General features: G+C 69.9%; 20 protein-coding genes. All 20 read left to right on the top strand.

Translation table 11 applies throughout. The features are described from left to right. The first annotated feature begins 13 nt into the window (after window positions 1-13). The 20 genes from V4Y04_RS02200 to V4Y04_RS02295 all read left to right on the top strand — a co-directional run bounded on the left by V4Y04_RS02200 (window position 14) and on the right by V4Y04_RS02295 (window position 17,369). Window positions 14-511 (top strand): DUF6415 family natural product biosynthesis protein, encoded by a 498-nt coding sequence (locus V4Y04_RS02200; RefSeq protein ID WP_332425439.1) that lies wholly within the window; start codon window positions 14-16, stop codon window positions 509-511. 293 nt (window positions 512-804) lie between these two features. Continuing rightward, entirely contained in the window at window positions 805-2,700 is a 1,896-nt protein-coding gene (locus V4Y04_RS02205) for a glycoside hydrolase family 15 protein (RefSeq protein WP_332425441.1), read from the top strand. 2 nt (window positions 2,701-2,702) lie between these two features. Next, window positions 2,703-4,043 (top strand): ATP-binding protein, encoded by a 1,341-nt coding sequence (locus tag V4Y04_RS02210; protein WP_332425443.1) that lies wholly within the window; start codon window positions 2,703-2,705, stop codon window positions 4,041-4,043. A 2-nt stretch (window positions 4,044-4,045) separates the two neighbouring features. Then, a complete protein-coding gene (locus V4Y04_RS02215) occupies window positions 4,046-4,471 on the top strand; it encodes a roadblock/LC7 domain-containing protein (RefSeq protein ID WP_332425445.1) in 426 nt (141 codons plus the stop codon). Window positions 4,472-4,494: 23 nt separating this feature from the next. After that, window positions 4,495-4,827 (top strand): DUF742 domain-containing protein, encoded by a 333-nt coding sequence (locus V4Y04_RS02220; RefSeq protein ID WP_332425447.1) that lies wholly within the window; start codon window positions 4,495-4,497, stop codon window positions 4,825-4,827. Then, the gene (locus V4Y04_RS02225) at window positions 4,802-5,425 is read left to right on the top strand and encodes a GTP-binding protein (protein ID WP_332425448.1); all 624 of its coding nucleotides are present in this window, start codon (window positions 4,802-4,804) and stop codon (window positions 5,423-5,425) included. Before V4Y04_RS02220 ends, V4Y04_RS02225 begins: the two co-directional genes overlap by 26 nt. Beyond that, on the top strand, window positions 5,422-6,606 hold the full coding sequence (locus V4Y04_RS02230) for a cytochrome P450 (RefSeq protein ID WP_332425449.1): 1,185 nt from the start codon (window positions 5,422-5,424) through the stop codon (window positions 6,604-6,606). The genes V4Y04_RS02225 and V4Y04_RS02230 overlap by 4 nt, the downstream gene beginning before the upstream one ends. A gap of 11 nt (window positions 6,607-6,617) precedes the next feature. Then, the gene (locus tag V4Y04_RS02235; RefSeq protein ID WP_332425451.1) at window positions 6,618-7,850 is read left to right on the top strand and encodes a cytochrome P450 family protein; all 1,233 of its coding nucleotides are present in this window, start codon (window positions 6,618-6,620) and stop codon (window positions 7,848-7,850) included. 87 nt (window positions 7,851-7,937) lie between these two features. Beyond that, window positions 7,938-8,414, top strand: a complete 477-nt coding sequence (locus V4Y04_RS02240; protein ID WP_332425453.1) for a helix-turn-helix domain-containing protein — start codon at window positions 7,938-7,940, stop codon at window positions 8,412-8,414. A gap of 149 nt (window positions 8,415-8,563) precedes the next feature. Continuing rightward, the gene (locus V4Y04_RS02245; protein ID WP_332425454.1) at window positions 8,564-9,829 is read left to right on the top strand and encodes an ATP-binding protein; all 1,266 of its coding nucleotides are present in this window, start codon (window positions 8,564-8,566) and stop codon (window positions 9,827-9,829) included. A 4-nt stretch (window positions 9,830-9,833) separates the two neighbouring features. After that, the gene (locus tag V4Y04_RS02250) at window positions 9,834-10,499 is read left to right on the top strand and encodes a dTMP kinase (RefSeq protein WP_332425456.1); all 666 of its coding nucleotides are present in this window, start codon (window positions 9,834-9,836) and stop codon (window positions 10,497-10,499) included. Continuing rightward, a complete protein-coding gene (locus V4Y04_RS02255) occupies window positions 10,496-11,371 on the top strand; it encodes an isocitrate lyase/phosphoenolpyruvate mutase family protein (protein ID WP_332425458.1) in 876 nt (291 codons plus the stop codon). Before V4Y04_RS02250 ends, V4Y04_RS02255 begins: the two co-directional genes overlap by 4 nt. Window positions 11,372-11,458: 87 nt before the next feature. After that, window positions 11,459-11,920 carry an NUDIX domain-containing protein gene (locus V4Y04_RS02260; protein ID WP_332425460.1) on the top strand — a complete coding sequence of 154 codons (462 nt, stop codon included), beginning with the start codon at window positions 11,459-11,461 and terminating at the stop codon, window positions 11,918-11,920. Between the two features lie 2 nt (window positions 11,921-11,922). Continuing rightward, entirely contained in the window at window positions 11,923-12,618 is a 696-nt protein-coding gene (locus V4Y04_RS02265; RefSeq protein WP_332425461.1) for a TylF/MycF/NovP-related O-methyltransferase, read from the top strand. Then, on the top strand, window positions 12,615-12,941 hold the full coding sequence (locus V4Y04_RS02270; RefSeq protein ID WP_332425462.1) for a hypothetical protein: 327 nt from the start codon (window positions 12,615-12,617) through the stop codon (window positions 12,939-12,941). Before V4Y04_RS02265 ends, V4Y04_RS02270 begins: the two co-directional genes overlap by 4 nt. Before the next feature lie 12 nt (window positions 12,942-12,953). After that, entirely contained in the window at window positions 12,954-13,559 is a 606-nt protein-coding gene (locus V4Y04_RS02275; protein ID WP_332432677.1) for an NAD(P)-dependent oxidoreductase, read from the top strand. Further along, window positions 13,556-14,488 (top strand): nucleotidyltransferase domain-containing protein, encoded by a 933-nt coding sequence (locus V4Y04_RS02280; protein WP_332425463.1) that lies wholly within the window; start codon window positions 13,556-13,558, stop codon window positions 14,486-14,488. Before V4Y04_RS02275 ends, V4Y04_RS02280 begins: the two co-directional genes overlap by 4 nt. Before the next feature lie 34 nt (window positions 14,489-14,522). Further along, complete coding sequence (locus tag V4Y04_RS02285) at window positions 14,523-16,400, top strand: radical SAM/SPASM domain-containing protein (protein ID WP_332425464.1); 1,878 nt, start codon at window positions 14,523-14,525, stop codon at window positions 16,398-16,400. Continuing rightward, entirely contained in the window at window positions 16,400-17,113 is a 714-nt protein-coding gene (locus V4Y04_RS02290) for a 2OG-Fe(II) oxygenase (RefSeq protein ID WP_332425466.1), read from the top strand. The genes V4Y04_RS02285 and V4Y04_RS02290 overlap by 1 nt, the downstream gene beginning before the upstream one ends. A gap of 82 nt (window positions 17,114-17,195) precedes the next feature. Continuing rightward, window positions 17,196-17,369 carry a hypothetical protein gene (locus tag V4Y04_RS02295; RefSeq protein WP_332425468.1) on the top strand — a complete coding sequence of 58 codons (174 nt, stop codon included), beginning with the start codon at window positions 17,196-17,198 and terminating at the stop codon, window positions 17,367-17,369. Window positions 17,370-17,720 lie beyond the last annotated feature (351 nt).

Here is a 17,720-nt window from a genome sequence, read left to right on the forward strand (position 1 = left end):
TAGGAGTTCCGTCATGCCTTCCTCGCCGGCCTCGCGCCTCCCGATGGCTTCCTTCGGCGTAGCCCGGCTCCGCCTCGCGAGTCCGGCGGGCGGAACGGGGCGTGATCTCACCGTGGCGGCGGAAGAGACCGTTGCCCTGGTCCTCGACGACAACTCGCCCCTCCCCGAGACGCCCGAGGACGTGAAGTGTCTCGCCGCACTCTTGCGTGGCCACATCAGCCAGCTCGGTGCCGTGGTGCCGGCCGACGACCTCGCCTTGCTCAGAGCACAGCGGCTCAGCTCGGCCGACCCGCCCGACGGCTATCTGCCCAGCAGGGTTCACCTCGTCCAGCTGGCCAAGGCCACGCTCGACCTCGTCAGTGCCGCCCAGCAAATCGACCGTGCAAGGCTGCCCGCAACCCCGCCGCCCGGGAGACGGTCGAGGAGGCCCAGTCGGAACACGTGGCGGGTGCTGGTCTTGACCGTCGCGCTGATCACCGTGGTCCTCGCCGCTTCCTTGCCCCGAACGTGATGCCCGAGTGCCCTCTGAAGCTTTCGCCCGCAAAGGACGTGGAGCCGCAGACGTGACTGCCACAGGAGCCGCGCTGATCACAGGGATCGTCGGAGCGATGGCCGGGCTCGTGCTCCTCGGAACGCCCCAGCCCCCGGAGCCACCCGCACCGGCCGTCGAAGACGACGAATCCTCAGCCGCATACCCGACGGACTCATAAACCCCGACCAGTGAACGCCCCTTTTTCCCACCCGCAGGCCGCCGAGGCGGCCATCCGGCCCCGGAAGCCCCGGGCCCTACGGAGTACAGACACGATGAATCACATCGAGCAGTACGGCCTGATCGGCGACATGCAGACCAGTGCGCATGTCTGCGATGACGGCTCGCTGGACTGGCTGTGCCTGCCCCGTTCTGACTCAGCCGCTGTCTTCGCGGCCCTGCTCGGCACGCAGAAGCACGGCGCCTGGCGCATCGCTCCGGCCCCGGACGCCGCCGCACCCGATCCAGATGTGAGGGCCGAGCGGCGTTACCGGGATGACTCGCTCGTCCTGGAATCGATGTGGCGCACGCCCAGGGGCACCGTCCGGGTCACCGACTTCATGCCGCCCCGTGACGGGGCGCCCCAGGTGATCCGCATCATCGAAGGCGTGGCCGGCGAGGTGCCGATGTTCTCCATCCTCCGTCCACGGCCCGGATACGGCCGCGTCAGTCCCTGGATCCACGAGGTGGGCGGACGCATGGTCTCCGAGGCCGGTGCGGACGCCCTCTGGCTCGACACCTCCACCCAGCAGGTGGAGAAGGACGGTGCGGTCGTCAGCTCCTTCACCGTCAGCGCCGGAGAGAACGTGGCGTTCGTGTTGAGCTGGTGCCCCTCCCATGGCGCCCCGCCGGAGATTCCCGACCCACGCGCCGCGCTCGCCACCACGCTCGAGTTCTGGCAGGACTGGTCTCGCCAGTGCACCTACGCCGGGCCGTACCGGGAGGCCGTCGTCCGGTCCCTGATCACACTGAAAGCGATGACCTACGCCCCCAGCGGCGGGATCGTCGCGGCACCGACGACGTCGCTGCCCGAGGAGATCGGCGGCAGCCGGAACTGGGACTACCGCTACACCTGGTTACGCGATGCCTCCACGACCCTGGGTGCCCTGCTGGGGACCGGATACCGGCGGGAGGCCGAAGCATGGCGTCGATGGCTGTTGCGGGCGGTGGCCGGCGACCCGGAGAACCTGCAGATCATGTACGGGATCGCCGGAGAGCGCGACCTGGCCGAGCGCGAGCTGCCGTGGCTGCCCGGGTACGAGGACTCGGCCCCGGTAAGAATCGGGAACGGGGCGGCAGATCAGCTGCAGCTCGACGTGTACGGCGAGGTGATCGAGACCCTTTACCTCGCGCACCAGAATGGTGTCGCCCCATGTAGCGACACGGCGGCCCTACACCAGCAGCTCGTGCGGCAGCTGGCCGAGCGCTGGCGAGAGCCGGACGAGGGCATCTGGGAGATCCGCGGACCGCGCCGGCACTTCGTGCACTCCAAGGTGATGGCCTGGGTGGCAGTGGACCGGACGATCCGGCTGGCCGAGGCCGGCGCCCTGGACGCCGACGTGCTCGCCCTCTCGAACCTGCGCGAGACCATCCACCGTGAGGTGTGCACCAAGGGCTTCGACCGGGAGCGCGGCACCTTCACCCAGTCCTACGGCTCCCAAGAACTGGACGCCGCCCTGCTACTGATTCCCCGGGTCGGCTTCCTGCCACCGGACGATCCCCGGGTCACCGGGACCGTGGACGCTGTCAAGTGCGAACTGGCCACGCCTGACGGCCTCGTGCATCGGTATCCGACCACCGGCCACGACACCACGGTGGACGGTCTGTCCGGACACGAAGGCGCTTTCCTCCTCTGCTCGTTCTGGCTCGTCGACGCCCTGGCCCTCACTGGCCGACACGGCGAGGCCCAGTCCCTGTTCGAACGGCTACTGACTCTGCGCAGCGACCTCGGCCTACTCGCCGAGGAGTACGACCCGGTGACCAGACGCCAACTCGGCAACTTCCCACAGGCGTTCAGCCATATGGGCCTGATCGAGAGTGCACTGCTGCTGCAGCAGATCGCTTGCTCGTCACTCCCCCAGACCACGACCGGACGCATCCCCCTCGCTGACGGCCTCGGCGCCGACGCCATCGCGGCCGGAAGCGTCTCCGAGATGCTCGCGAGGGCCTGACCATGGAACCGATACTGATCATCGCAGCCACACTGCTAGCCTCCGGTGCCACCGGCTCGGCCGTGCACTACCGCCGGGCAGCCCGTTCCCAGAAGCGTCGCGCTGACCGATTGAACCAGCGCGTCACACAGCTCCAGGAGCAACTGGTGGCAGCCGAGCAGCTTGTCCGGCACGTCGCGGCCTCCGTCGTCCCGGCTGCCTCGGCGGCGCAGGCCGGACAGCCCCACCAGCCGGATATGACGCTGCCGCAGCAACTGGTCAACACACCGATCACTGGGGCCCTCCGTGTGCTTACCGGCCAGATCGACTCCGCCCTCTTCGAGACTATGCGGTCGATCCAGGACGCGGCCCAGGCGCGAATCACACAGAGCAAGGTGGAAGCCGGACGGCAAATCGCCGAGGCACGCGAAGAGTCGGTGAACGTCACTCGGGCCGCGGTGCGGGCCTTCTCAGCCGGCGTCGTACAGCACGCCGCGAAGCTGAGCAGCAGGATCAGCGACGGCGTACGCCGCCATGTCACCGATGAGGCGTACGCGACGCTGCTGGAGATCGACCACCTGGGCCAGCAGATGCTTCGGGCCGCGTCCGGGTACACCGTGCTGGCCGGCGGCAAGCTGTCGCGACACTGGCCGGCGACCACAGTGACGGACGTCGTACGCAGCGCCATGGGCCAAGTCGAGCACTATCAGCGCGTTCAGCACACCGAGTTGGACTCCTACGCAATTCAGAGCCGCGCCGTGGCAGCGGTCGTGCACTGCCTGGCGGACCTGCTGAACAACGCGCTGCAATACTCCCCGCCGAGTGCCAAGGTGTACGTCTCCGTGGAGCAGAGCGCCACTGGCGTGCTGCTGATCGTGGACGACTCCGGGCTGCCCATGGAGGACGAGAAGCTGCAGTGGGCACGCGAAGTACTCGCCGGCAAGCAGCGCGACGACATCACCCAGTTGGGCGCCCACCCGCAGACCGGACTGCGTATCGCCGCCGTCCTCGCAGGCGAATACGGCTTCCGCGTCGATCTCACGACACCCAACGTGTACGGCGGCAACCGTGCGGTCATCGTGTTGCCGCAGACCCTGCTGACCACACCGACGCGGCCCGAACCGCCCACCCAGCCTGCGACCCGGCTGGCTCCCGTCCCACCCGCGGGTCAGGCCCTGACAGCCCCCGCCACCACCGCGGGCGGGCTCACGGTCCGCCGGCGCGTCCCCCGCCCCGCTGCTCCTACGCGCTCAGCGGTCGAGCCGGTGCAGCCGGGCAGCCCCGCAGCAGCAGCTGCCTGGGCTGCGGGCAGCCGCCGGGGCCGACACGACGAAACCCCCACCACTACCGAAGAAGGACGTTGACCATGACGACCGACACACGCGCGAACCTCGGGTGGCTGCTGGACGAGCACCTTGGCAGTGTGCCGGGCGTCCGTTACGCCGTACTGCTGAGCGGTGACGGTCTGCTGATGGCCCGGACGGAGAGCATCGGTCAGGACGACGCCGAGAAGCTCGCCGCGATCAGTTCCACCTTGCGGGCCACAGCCAAAGTCTGGGACGAGGAGACCAGCAGCGGCGGCGTGCGTGCACTGCTGATCGAGAGCACGAACGGCTTCGGCCTGACGACCGCGGCAGGGAAGAACACGGTTCTCTCGGTGGCCACGGGTGCCGAGGCCGACCCCGGCCTGGTCAGCCAGCAGATGGAACGGCTGGTGATGCGTCTGCGCGAGCACCTCGGCACCGAGGAACGCGCGCGCTTGCCTCAGCCGGACGGGGACTCCGCGGCATGACCGGGCCGCGGCATGACCCTGACATGGTCAGGCCCTACGTCCGCACCGGTGGACAGGTCCGACCGGAACGGCCCGTGCGCCTGGAAAGCGTGGTCATCGCCGCGACCGGACCTCTGCTCGAACTGGGGCCCGACGCTCGGCGGGTGATGAGCTTGTTCGCTCCGGACGGCCGGGGCGGGCTGGCCGTGGCGGACATCGCCGCAGCCCTCCAACTGCCGCCGTCCACTGTCCGGATCCTCGTCTCCACGCTCATCGACAGCGGCCACCTGGCCAGCCCGGTGACCGCTGTCGCCGACCAGCCCGAATCCGACGTCCTGCTGAAGGTGCTCCATGGACTCCGCCAACTGGCCCTCTGACCCGGCCGTCACCTATCTGCCCCACACGGTGACCGAGGCCGCGAAGATCGTGGTCGCCGGCGGGTTCGGGGTGGGCAAGACGACGTTCATCGGCAGCGTGTCGGAGGTAAGGCCGCTGCGGATGGAGGAGCCGATCACCGAAGGCAGCGTCGGCATCGACGACCTGCACGGCACCCCGGGCAAGACCACAACCACCGTCGGCATGGACTTCGGCCGCATTCACCTGGCCAACGGCACGCTCGCCCTGTACCTGTTCGGGCTCCCTGGCCAGACCCGTTTCCAGTCGCTGTGGGAAGACCTCGCCGGCGGGGCGCTGGGCTGCCTCGTCCTGGCCGACACCCGCAACCTCGCGGCCAGCCACGACGCGCTCAGCCTGCTGGAGACCCAGGCCATCCCATACGCCGTCACGATCAACGCCTTCCCCGACGCCCCCGGCTACGCGTCCGACGAACTGCGCCAGGCCCTCGCCCTGGATCCCCAAACACCACTGACCACATGCGACGCACGCGAGCGCACCTCCAGCCTGTACTCCCTGATCGCGCTCACCGAATACCTAGTCGCGCGCCGCGCGGCCACCCCTCTGGAGCCCACGCGATGACCCCCAACAGCCCCGTGCCGCTGTACGAGCCGGGCTTTGCCTCCGATCCGCACGCCGCCTACGAGCGGATGCGCACCACCCACGGTCCCCTGGTCCCCGTGGAGCTGTCCCCCGGCATCCCGGCCACCTTGGTGATCGGCTACTACCAGGCCCGACGCATCCTGGCCGACCCCATGCGGTTCCCCGCCGACCCGCGGACCTGGCAGCAACAGGTACCCGCCTCCTTCCCCGTGCGACCGATGATGGAGTGGCGACCCAACGCTCTTCGCAGCAGCGGCGCTGAACACGCCCGCTACCGGGCCGCCAACACCAGCGCGATCAACGCCGTCGACCAGCACCAGCTGCTCACCACCGTGGAGAAGATCGCCTCCGGCACCATCGCGGACTTCCGCACGGCAGGCCGTGCCGACCTGCTCACCCAGTACGCCTGGCCGATCGCCTTCCGAGTACTCAGCGCCCTGCTCGGCTGCCCCGACGAAACCGGGTCCCGTATCGCCGACGGCATGGCCCGCATCTTCAATGCAACCGACGCCGATCGCGGCAACCAGATCCTCGCCCAAGCCGTCGCGGAACTCGTCACCCTGCGCCAGGGCCATCCCGCCGACGACATCACCTCCCGCCTCCTCGCCCACCCCGCCCACCTGAGCAACGAGGAGATAGCCCACCAGCTCGTCACCCTCTACGGCGCCGGCATCGAACCCCTGACCAACCTCATCGCCAACACCCTGCTGAAGATCCTCTCGGACGCTGACTTCGCCGCCGCTGTACACGCAGGCCAGTCCACGGTGCGCGACGCCCTCGACATCGTCCTCTACACCGACCCGCCACTGGCGAACTACTGCATCACCTACCCGCCCTACCCGACAGACATCGACGGTGTGTTGCTCCCGACCCACCAGCCCGTCGTCATCAGCATGGCCGCCTGCAACAACGACCCCGCCCTGCGGGGCACCTCGGGCGACTTCTCCGGCAACAGAGCCCACCTGTCCTGGAGCAACGGACCGCACGCCTGCCCGGCCCGCCCCCACGCCTACCTCATCGCAGAGACCGCGATCAGCTACCTCCTCGACGCCCTGCCCGAGATAGACCTCGCCGTCCCCGCCACCGAACTGCGCTGGCGGCCCGGCCCGTTCCACCGCGCACTGGAAACCCTGCCCGCCTTCTTCCCGCCCGCTCGTTGAAGGAGACCACCGTGCCCGAGCAACAGCCCATCGTCCTCGACCCCACCGGCTTCAACCGCCACGCCGAGCACACGGCCCTGCGCGCCCAAGGCCCGGCCGCCCACGTGGACATCCTTGGCATCCACGCGTGGGCCATCACCGACCCCGCCCTCCTCAAGGAATTACTGACCAGCCCGGCCGTGTCCAAGGACGGCCGCGCCCACTGGCCGGCCTTCGAAGAGACCGTGGCCATCTGGCCGCTCGCCCTGTGGATCGCGGTGGAGAACATGTTCACCGCGTACGGTGCCGATCACCGCAGGCTGCGCCGCCTGGTCGCGCCGGCCTTCAGTGCCCGCCGTGTCGCCGCCATGAAGGACGACATCGCCGCGATGGTGACCAGCCTGATCGATAATCTGGCCGGTCTGCCCCAGGGCCAGGATGTGGACCTGCGCGAACACCTGGCCTACCCGCTGCCCATCGGCGTGATCAGCCATCTCATGGGCGTCCCCGAGGATCAGCGCGACGCATTCCGCGCGGTCGTGGACGGCGTCTTCAACACCACTCTGACCCCGGCGGAGGCCCAGGCCAACGCGGAGCGACTGTACGAGCAGCTCGACCAGCTCATCGCCACCAAGCGCGGGGCCCCGGGTGACGACATGACGTCACTGCTGATCAAAAGCCGGGGCGAGGAAGACGGAACGGGCCTGGCCCACCGGGAGCTGCGCGACACCCTCCTGCTGATGGTCAGCGCCGGATACGAGACCACCGTCAACGTCATCGACCAGGCCGTGGTGCACCTGCTCGCCCACCCCCGCCAGCTCGACCGGATCCTCACCGGCGACTACACCTGGGAGGACGTGGTCGAGGAAACCCTCCGGCTCGAACCCGCCGTCGCCCACCTGCCCCTGCGATACGCCGTGCAGGACATCCCTCTCCCCGACGGGCGGACCATACCCAAGGGCGACGCCATCCTCGCCTCCTACGCTGCCGCCAACCGCCACCCCGACTGGCACGGCCACACCGCGGACGACTTCGACGTCGCCCGCCCCTCCAAGGACCACCTCGCCTTCGGCCACGGCGCCCACTTCTGCCTCGGAGCACCCCTGGCCCGCCTCGAAGTCGCCGAGGTCCTCCGGCAGCTCTTCACGCGCTTTCCGCACATGCAACTCGCCATCCCCAGCATCCACTTGCGGCCCCTGGAGTCGCTGATCAGCAACGGCCACCAGTCCATTCCCGTTCGGCTGGGCTCACCGGCCGAGTCCTGAGCCGGTCAGCACTCCGTACATGGCTCTGATCAACACAACTCCGCAGCCACAGTGTCCGCTCCTGGGCAGCATTCAAGGAAGCTCACAATGACGGCTACTGGCCCGATCACCCCGCTTACGCCGACCGAGCGGCGCGTTGCCGAGCGTCTCGGTCGCGGCATGTCTCTGGCGCAGATCGCAGACGATCTGGAACTGTCGCTGCACACGGTCAAGAGTTATGCCGGAGGGTTGCGCATCAAGCTGCACCTTCCCCCGCGCTGCGCCATGCCTGTCCTGCTGCACGCCCTGATCACCACTGAGCAGATCACCGTGTCGACGCCTGAACAAACGGCACCGTTCCTGGACGAACAGCAAGTGCTGCTCCTCCGCGCAGTGGCTGCGAACACCAGCATCCCCCACATCGCTCGGGCAGCGGGCATCGCGCCGGCCGATGTCCGCGCCAGCGTCGATGCCCTCATCGCGACCACGGGCGCCACCGACGAGGTCCACATGGTGATGCTCGGACACACCTGGGACCTGCTCGGTCCGAACGCAGACACGGCTTCGGTGGGAGGAGGCCGATGACCTCTGGCCGATCCCAGATCGCTCTCGCGCACTCTGGAGTATCGGCTCTGCTGCCGTACACACCGGCTGCCAGCCGGAGTCTTCCGGCCGCTGCTGTGAAGGAATCGAGTCATGCTCATGCCTCAGCCCCTCCCGTTAATGGTGTCGCGGTGAGCACCACCGTGACCGCCCTGCTCGCGCGTGCCACCGCTACGCGCCGACTGCCGGGGGAGCGGAAGCTGGTGCTGCCCTGTGAGCCAGAGATGGCCGGTCAGGCGAGGAACTTCATGCGCACAGCGACGCTTGATCGGAAACTGGGCGAGGAGACGGTCGACACGGCGGAGCTCGTCCTGCTCGAGCTGTTCACGAACACGCTGGAGCACACCGAGGACGGCAAGATCCGCCCCCAGGTCCGTACGCGCGAGGACCATCTGGTCATCGAGGTTGCCGATCACCACCCGAGCAAACGGCTGAGAGCGAAGTCACCGAGCCCCGAGAAGGAGCACGGCCACGGTCTGTTGATCGGCCAGGTCGTTTGCCTCGCCTGGGGGCGTCGGCGCGCCAGTGGTAATTCTGTGACCTGGGCCTACCTCGCGGTGACCGGCGAGGGCACACCAGAGTCACCCCGCGCGCTGGATAGCCTGCCGCCCGCATCCCCTCCCGGAGATCTTCCGCCCCCTCTTGACGAAGGAGCCCGTGTGTCCCTCTCCCCATCCGGCCCGACTCTCTACGCGTCCTGGGAGACGCTCGCCGACGGGCTGCAGCTCCAGCGCCTGGCCCTGCACCTGCCGCAGCTGCGCGAGCAGCTCATCACACCACCTAGCGACGTCGTCCTATTCACGCAGACCTCGCCGGGCGCTCTGACCGCCTGCCCCGCCTCGCTCGCCGACCCTGCGGTCGAGGCGGTGATCGACGGGACCGGCCTGACGCACTGGCTACGTCTGCCGGACGAGTACGGCACCGCCGGCTCTGGGACGAACCCACTGACCGCGAGCGCGGAGCAGGTCGCGGACACCCTACTTCCGGCCGTCACCGACCCGGTCCTGCGCGCCGCGGTGGCCGCAGTGTGTTCGGCGTCGGCCTGGTGGGTGGGCGCGTTCGCCGTCATCCGCCACCTCGGGGTCCATCACACGTCCCTGCAGCCGGTCGATACCGCGATCTCTCTGGAGACGCTGAAGGACGCGACGCACATCGTGTCACTCGGCACCGCACAGCGGATCCTCGTCAAGCATCTGCGCACTGCGGCGGCCGACGAGACCGTGCGCCTCGGCTACTGCCAGGCGATCACCGAAAGCATCGCCGTCGAGAGCCGGCTTCCCATGTTGCTGGACGAGCTGGGCGAGCTGCGCCTGGTCGACCTGGTCTCCACGTCGATCCCGTGGCGCGGCCGGTTCACTAAGTACGCCGGGGGCACCGGCGCCGGGCAGGTGGAGTAAGCCGATGGACCGCTACCCCTTCATCGTCATCGAGGGCCTGGACGGCACCGGCAAGACGACCCTACGCAAGGGCCTGTTCCGCATCTTCGAGGGCCTGTTCCGCATCACCCCGCTCGCCGTGCTGACCACCAACTTCCTCGATCCGGGCGTCGCGGTGGACCTGGTGGAGGGCAAGTACCAGCCCACCCCGGACAACCAGGACCGCTACCTGTCATCACTCGCCGCGGACAAGCAGGCCACCACCCACCGACTGATCGCCCCGTCGCTGCCGGCCCGGCCGGTCATCGCGGACCGGTGGCTACTGTCCGAACTGGCATTCTTCGCGGTCAAGCACGACCGCACCCCCAAGGAGACCTACGCCCGACTTACCGAACAGCTCGTCCTAGTCCCCGACCTCACGCTCGTCCTGGACATCACGCCCGAGGCCGCGATGGAGCGAGCCGCCGACCGCTCCGGGGACGCCACCCGCCCCGACTGGGACGTCCTGGAAATTCAGGCCAAGGTCCGCGAGGTCTACCAGTCGGTGACCGACGCGCCCGCTGCCTTCCCCGCCCTGGGCCCAGTCGTACGGATCAACGCCGCACAGGGCCGCGCCGCTGTCTTGCACACCGCCTGGCAGGCCCTCGACGAGTACGGCCTGCTGCCCAACCCTGAAGGAGCTGCGACGTGAGCGCCCCCACCGAGGCCGACATAGTCCCGCTCACTACTCGGCTCGCCGCCGCCGCCCGCGCTCACCGGCCGCTGCGGGCGGTCGGCGCCTCGAGCGCGGTGGCCGCCAAGGTCGCCGTGGAGACCGGCTTCGACGCCCTGTGGGTGTCGGGCCTGGAGGTCTCCACGGCCTTGGGCCTGCCGGACGAGAACGTGCTGGGCCCGCGGGATCTGGCCGACACCGTCCTCGCCCTCGCCCGCACGGCGGCGCTGCCGGTGATCGTGGACGTCGACAACGCGGGCGGCACCCCGGCCACTGCCCGCCGTTTCGCCGGCGACCTCACCCGCGCCGGAGCCGCCGCCCTCTGCTTGGAGGACAGCGCCTACCCCAAGGTCAACTCCTTCGCGCTCCACCGCAGCCAGGTTCTCACCCGTGTGGAAACGATAAACGAGCAGATCGTCGCGATGCGCGAGGCCGCGGGTAGCGAGGTGGCGCTCATCGCCCGCACCGAGGCCCTGATCTGCGGGGCGAGCGTGAGGGAGGCGGTTCAGCGAGCGGCGGCGTACGCGGCGGCTGGCGCGGACGCGGTCCTTATTCACTCCAAGGACCCCACCGGCACCCAGGCCCTGGCGACGGCCGAAGCCTGGCCCGGGGCGGTGCCGCTGGTGACCGTGCCCACCGCGTTCGCGCACCTGGCTCCGGACGAGCTCCGCGCGGCCGGGTTCGCCCTGGTCATCTACGCCAACCAGCTCTCGCGCGCCGCGCTCGCCGCGATGCGCCATGTGGCCGCCTCTTTCCAGACCACCGGCTCCTTCACCACCGAGGGCACGCCGCTGTCCGATGTCGCCGACCTGCTGCAAATCGCCGACCCTGCAGCGCGCGCCTGCCTGTAGCACGCGCTCACGTCTGCTCCATCCCCGCACCACACCCGCGCGGCCACTGGGCCACGCGGCCCGACGAGGGAAGGAATGCACCGCACCATGACGCCTCTGCCCCGCATCAGCGTGTCGGTCAAGGCCGCGATCGTGCACTACGACCGCATCTTGCTGATGTCGTACGACGACCACTCCGGCTTCCACTACAACCTGCCCGGCGGCAAGGCAATCGCCGGGGAGCCGCTGCGGGACGCGGTCGCCCGCAAGGTGAAGGACGAGACAGGACTGCGCGTGCGCGCCTCCCGGCTCCTGTTCATCGTGGAGTACGTCCCCGAGCAGTACAACGACGAGTTCGGCACCGTCCACAAGACCCAGCACAACTTCCTCGCCGAACTCATCGACGTCAACACCACTCCGCGCAAGTCCGACCCGCCCGACCCGATCCAAGTCGGCTTCGAATGGGTGCCGCTGACCGAACTTCCCAAGAAGTACCTGCTGCCGCGCGTCAACCAGCAGCTCCTGGACGCGCTCGCCGCCGACCGCGACGTCCTCGTGGACCGGTGGTGACCATGCACTCGTTGCCCACCGCCGCCGTCCTGACCGAGCTGTCCGCTTGGCTGCTGGAACACCACAGCGACACCGTGGACGCCGACCGGCTGCCCGCCATCCGCACCGAGCTCGAACGCCTCGGCGCCGACGCCGTGCCCGGCGCCGTGGTCGAACTCGGCTGCTACCAGGGCGCCATGGCCCTGTGGATGCGCGCCGTCCTCGACTCAGGCGGACAACAGCAGCGGCCCATCCACGTCTACGACTCGTTTAAGGGCCTGCCCGAACGGGGCGAGGAGGACCCGGAGCTGTTCGAGCCCGGCTTCCTGCGCGCCGAGCCGGAACAGGTTCTGGCCCTGCACGACCTCTGGGGCCGCACCCCTCCGGTCATCCATCCCGGATGGTTCGCCGACACCCTGCCCGGCCAACTCCCTGCCCAGATCGCCTTCGCCTACCTGGACGGCGACTACTACGACTCCATCCGCACCTGCCTGACCGCGTGCGTGCCCCGCTTGGCTCCGGGCGGCGCGCTCGTCGTCGACGACTACGCCGACCTTCAGACCAACCCCAAGGCGTGGAACGGGCTGCCCGGCGTCAAGGCGGCCTGCGAGGACTACTTCAACGCCCCGTCCCCGCTGGAGGTGCTCATGGGTGACGGCGACCTCGCCTTCGGCCGCTATACCACCCCCGCTCCGCCCTGCAGGAGGGCGGAGCGGTGACCGAAGCGACTCCGGCGCCCCTGCTCGTCAGCGTGCGGGGCGCAGCCGACACCGAGCTGCTGCAGAAGCACCTGCCCGGCTGCACGATCCGGGAGATCGATGGCCTCGCCTCCGCAGACGCGAAACTCGTCTCCCGGGCCGAGGTCCTGGTGCTGCGCTCCGGGCAGCTCCTTGACGCCAGCCGACTGAGCACATGGCCCGCGCTGCGGCACGTGATCCGGGCCGGCTCCGGGCTGGACGGCATCGACGTCGCCGCGCTCGAGCGCCGCGGCATCACCATGCACCGTAACCCCACCCCGGCCGCCGACGCGGTCGCCGAATAGGCCCTGGCCGCCCTGCTCTGCCTCGCCCGCCGTATCCCTTATGGACATGCAGCCCTGATGGGCGGTCAGCACGTCAAGCAGCAGTGCCTCGCCCCGCCCAGTTCCCGGATGCGGCTGGCGATCTGGGGTGCCGGGCCGATCGGCCGTGCCTGCGCGCGGACCCTCGCCCCGCACGTTGGCGAGATCGCCTTCGCGGCCCGGCCGAGCCTGCCCAGCGCACTGCCTGCCCGCTCCGGTGACGAGCTGCCGGTCTGGGCAGACGCCCATGTCGTGGCGCTGCCGCTCACCGCCGAGAACCGAGGCAGGTTCAACGCCACGTTCCTCGCCGGGGCCCGGGCACGGCGCCCGCTGCTGATCTGCGTCGGTCGCCTCGGCACGCTCGATGTCGATGCCTGCCTGCGCGCGCTCGTTGAAGGTCGGCTCGGAGGGCTCGCCCTCGACCCCGTCGAGCCGACCGACCTCCCGCTGTGGCCCCACAGCGATCCACCCGGGCCGCTGAATCTGCTCGCCACCCCGCACATCGGCGCCCAGCGCCACGATGTCCGCGCCGTCCTCGACGCCTGGGCCGCCACGACCGCCGCCGAAGTCCTGATCCCGGAAGGGAACGTGCCCCGATGACCTTCGCATCGCAGCCCGCCCCGTGGCTGCAGATCCGGCTCAAGGTCGCCGAGCAGGCCGCCGCCGAACTCGCCGACGAGCACTTCGGTGCCGACGTGTGGCTCGTGGGTGCTCTTGCCGAAAACTTGGCCCACCAGCACAGCGACGTGGACCTCCTCCTTGTCACCCCCACCGACCGCGGCCCGGCCCCCGAGCTGAGGTCGCGCCTCACTGGCGGCATCCGCATCGACGTACAGGCGGTGAGCGAGACCACCGTGCACGACTGGCGCACGCTGCTCGACGCGTTCGCCGTGACACGCGACAACATCGAGACCTTCCGCACGGTCCGGGGCCGGTTGAACGACCTCACCGCCCTGCGCACGGCCCGTCCGCTCGCCTGGGTATCGGACCAGGCGGAGGTCCTGACGTCCGAGCAGCGTGCCACTTATCAGCGGTGGGCGCTCGCGGATCGCTGCGAGGCGGCGGCGAGCCTGGCCGAGGACCTGCTCGGTCTGGCTCAGGCGGGCCTGTACCCGCACGCCGACCTGGTGTGGGACCAACTCGCCCGTGTCGTCGCCCAGGCCGAGACCGTGGCCGCCGGCGCCCCGCTGCTCGGCGAGAAGTGGCTGCCCAGCCTACTGAGCAGCGACGACGACGCTGGTCGGTTCACTCCCGTGCCGACGCTGCCCGAGCCACGGTGGCTGAGCACCGCCGCACACAGTCCCTTCTTCGCGTCCGTCCAGGTCCGTCTCGCCGACGCCCTGCTCGCGCTCTGGCCCACCGACGCCGAGCCGGAGCCGCTCGACGAGGCGGGTCTCGGCGGCTTCGGCTGGCTGCCCCAGCGCTACAGCGACGGCTGGTTCCTGCGCCGTGGCGACGCCCGCGCCCCGCTCTCCGACGGCCGGATGCGCACCTGGCAGACGGCCGCCGCCCGGCGCGCCCGCGCCTGATTCATCCATCTACCTACGAATCGGGGAGGTCCCGATGTCCAGCACGCTCACTACCTCCACAACGACTGTGGGCGCCGAGGTGTGGCGGCCTCTGGAGGACACCGACCACAGCGCCTCGGTCTCCGTCGTCCTCAAGCTGCGCGGCGAAACATGCGACGTCGACTGCCTCTACTGCTTCGAAAAGCGCAAGTTCGCGCCCGGCGGCGCCCAGATCACCCCGAAGCACGTACGCCGCCTCGGCCAGATCTTCGGTGAGCGGCCTCTCGCGATCGAACTGCACGGCGGGGAACCCCTGACCGTCGGCAAGCAGGCCATGGCCGCCCTGCTCGACGAGCTCGGCGCCCAGCCCACCGTGCACCGCGTCCACCTGCAGACCAACGGTGTGCGGCTGGACGACGAGTGGCTCGACCTGTTCGACACCCACTACCCGGGGTTACACATCGGCATCTCCCTGGACGGCGACGAACAGGGCAACTCCTGGCGCGTCGGCTACGACGGCACCGCGATCTACCCGCACATCGTGAACGCTCTGAACCTGCTTGCCGAGCGCAGAGGCAGCTGCGGCATCGTCACCGTGGTCACCCCCTCCGTCCTGGGTCGTGCCGCGGAGGTCATCGACCACATCGCCGCCTTCGAGGCGGTACGCGCCGTGCATCTCCTGCCCGCCTTCGACACCGCCGTCACCCGGCCGCTGAAGGCCGCCGGCCGGCGTACCAGTCCCAGCCGCCGTCTCCAGGCCCTTGCGGTCGGCGAGGACGGCGCAGCCTGGGCGATCACTCCCGGGCAGTACGCCGAGTTCGTCCTCGACGCCGCGGCCCGCTGGATCGGTGCCGGCCACTTCCGCCGGATCAAACTCGACCCGGCCGTCGCCGCGATTCGCCGCCTCAAGGGTCTGGAGACCGCCCACTGCCACTTCGCCGCGCACAAGTGCTCCCACGTCTTCACCGCCTACCCCGACGGCCGCTTCGGATCCTGCGATGAACTTCCCTGGCCCCAGGCTCATTTGCTGCCGCTCGCCGCCGCCCGAAGTGAGGCAGACGTAACTGCGGCCCAGCACGCCAACCCGCTGCTCACCACAGGGCGACAGCTGATGACCACGTGCGCTTCTTGCCCGTACCGGTCGGTCTGCGGCGGCGGGTGCACCGCGACCCGCTGGCGCATGCTGAAGGCGACTGGCAGCGACGACGCATACTGCGACCACCGCGCCCGCCTCATCGACGGCATGGCCCACCTGCTCGCCGCCCCCGACCATCCGGCCGGCGCCCACTGTTTCCGCGCCCACTGGCGGCCCACCGTCCCGAACGTCATTGATGACGCCGATGCCTTCCTCGCCCGCTGGGACGACCCGGCAGCTCCCCGAACCTCGGCCCGGCTCCGGCGCAGCAACCACGGCAACATCAACGCCGTCGGATTGCCTGGCCAACACGAAGCCGACGACCTCGACCCACACCACCCCCAGTGGCGCGACGGCATCGAGGACAGGGTGTGGCCTCTGGTCGATACGATCACCCGCAGTTGGCAGGCCGTCACCTACGACTCCTGCCAGGGCCATGCCCACTTGGGTACCGTCCTGACCCCGTCCGCCTTCCGCGTCGGCCTGCTGCCGCGCACCCGCGCTGAGTACGCCGGGCTCGCCGCCCGGCTGTGCCACGCGCTCGCCGCCACCGACGGCTACTTGCCCGCCGCCGTCACCGCGCGCATAGTCCGCACCGAGCTGACCAGCGCCCGAACCAGCCGCCGGCACCCGGTCCTCAACCTGACCCTCACCCCGGCCCCCGGCAGCACGTGGGCCGACTACTTCGTCGCCCTCGAGCAGGCCGTGCGCACCCTCACCCACGTTGTCCGCCACACCCCGGCGGTCACCGGATGCGCATGCGCCCTCCGCCCGCCCCACCCCAGCCGGGAGGCATGATGATCCATATAGCGGAGACACTCACCGTCTCCAGCATCGAGAACTTCCTCACCCCCGACGAGGTCGCCACCCTCATCACCGTCGTGGACGACGTCCTCGGCGATGACGGCGTCTGCCGCTTCGATACCGAGCGCACCACCACCCTGCACTCCATCCCTGATCACACCAGCAAGCAGGCCATGGCCGTCTATGAGCCCGCCGGCCGCCTCGAAATCCACCCGCCGCCCGAAACCGCGGCCAAGATCCTTGCCCATGCCGTCGAGCGGGCGATGCCCGCCTTGCGGCGCGCCCTGCCCGCCCTGACCTCCTGCCGCGAATGGATGTACGTCGAGTACGCGCCCGGACAGCACATCACCCCGCACGTCGACGGAATCGCCCCGCGCCCCACCGACCCCGTCCGCCAGCTCGCCGGGATCAGCGTTGTCCTCGAACATGCCGAAGCCGGTGGCGAGTTCTTCGTCGAAACCACCTCCCACCCCGCTCTGTGGAGCGACCAGCCGGGTGGTGACGGCTACCACCCGGCCATGGCGTTCACCTACGACGGCGCGGACCACTCCGCCGACTGGTTCCGCACCATGCCGCGCACCCGCTGGAACGTGCGCCCCGCCCCCGGCACCGCGCTGCTGTACGGATCCCAGGTCACTCACGGCACCGAGCCGGTCCGCGCGGGGCGCGAACGCAAGTTCATCAGCTGGCTGATCAGCGAAGCCTGATCCGGCCATGGCCCCGCCCATCCGCAGCCCGCCCCCTCGTGCGGTGCATCCGACCAGTCCCAGCAACCCCCTGGAGGAAAAGATGGACACGACCGATGCGTGCGGCGAGTTCCTCGCCGCCGTGAACCAGCTGCGCGACGACAGCACCGTGCGCCTGACCGCGCACACCTCCAGCGTCTCCGCCGACGCCTGGAGCGCCCCGGACACCGAGGCCGAGCCGGCCCCGGCCACCCCGACGGCGGACCGCCCCAGCTGATCGGGCCGACCCAGCAGCCTGCCCCTCATCACAGTCCCGGTGCCGGCGCCCCGTGGGCCCGGCACCGGGGCCCCGCAGCCAAGGAGCCTGCCGACATGAACGACATCGCCGCCGCACTTGACCTGGACACCATCGCCACCCACCGCCGCGAACGCACCGCCGTCATCCTGGAACTGCTCCACCCCGGGCACACCCCGCCGCCGGGCGACAAAGCGCTGCCCTTGGCCTACGCCCTGGCACACCACCGGCTCGAAGGCGCCGAGAACGCCGCCCGCCGCGGCGACACGACCACGCTCGACTGGTACCGGAACACAGCTGGGCCCACCCTGGACCGCCTGGTTCATCCCTCCC

Origin of the sequence: Streptomyces sp. P9-A2, from assembly GCF_036634175.1 — a bacterium.
Classification (GTDB): Bacteria; Actinomycetota; Actinomycetes; order Streptomycetales; family Streptomycetaceae; genus Streptomyces; species Streptomyces pratens.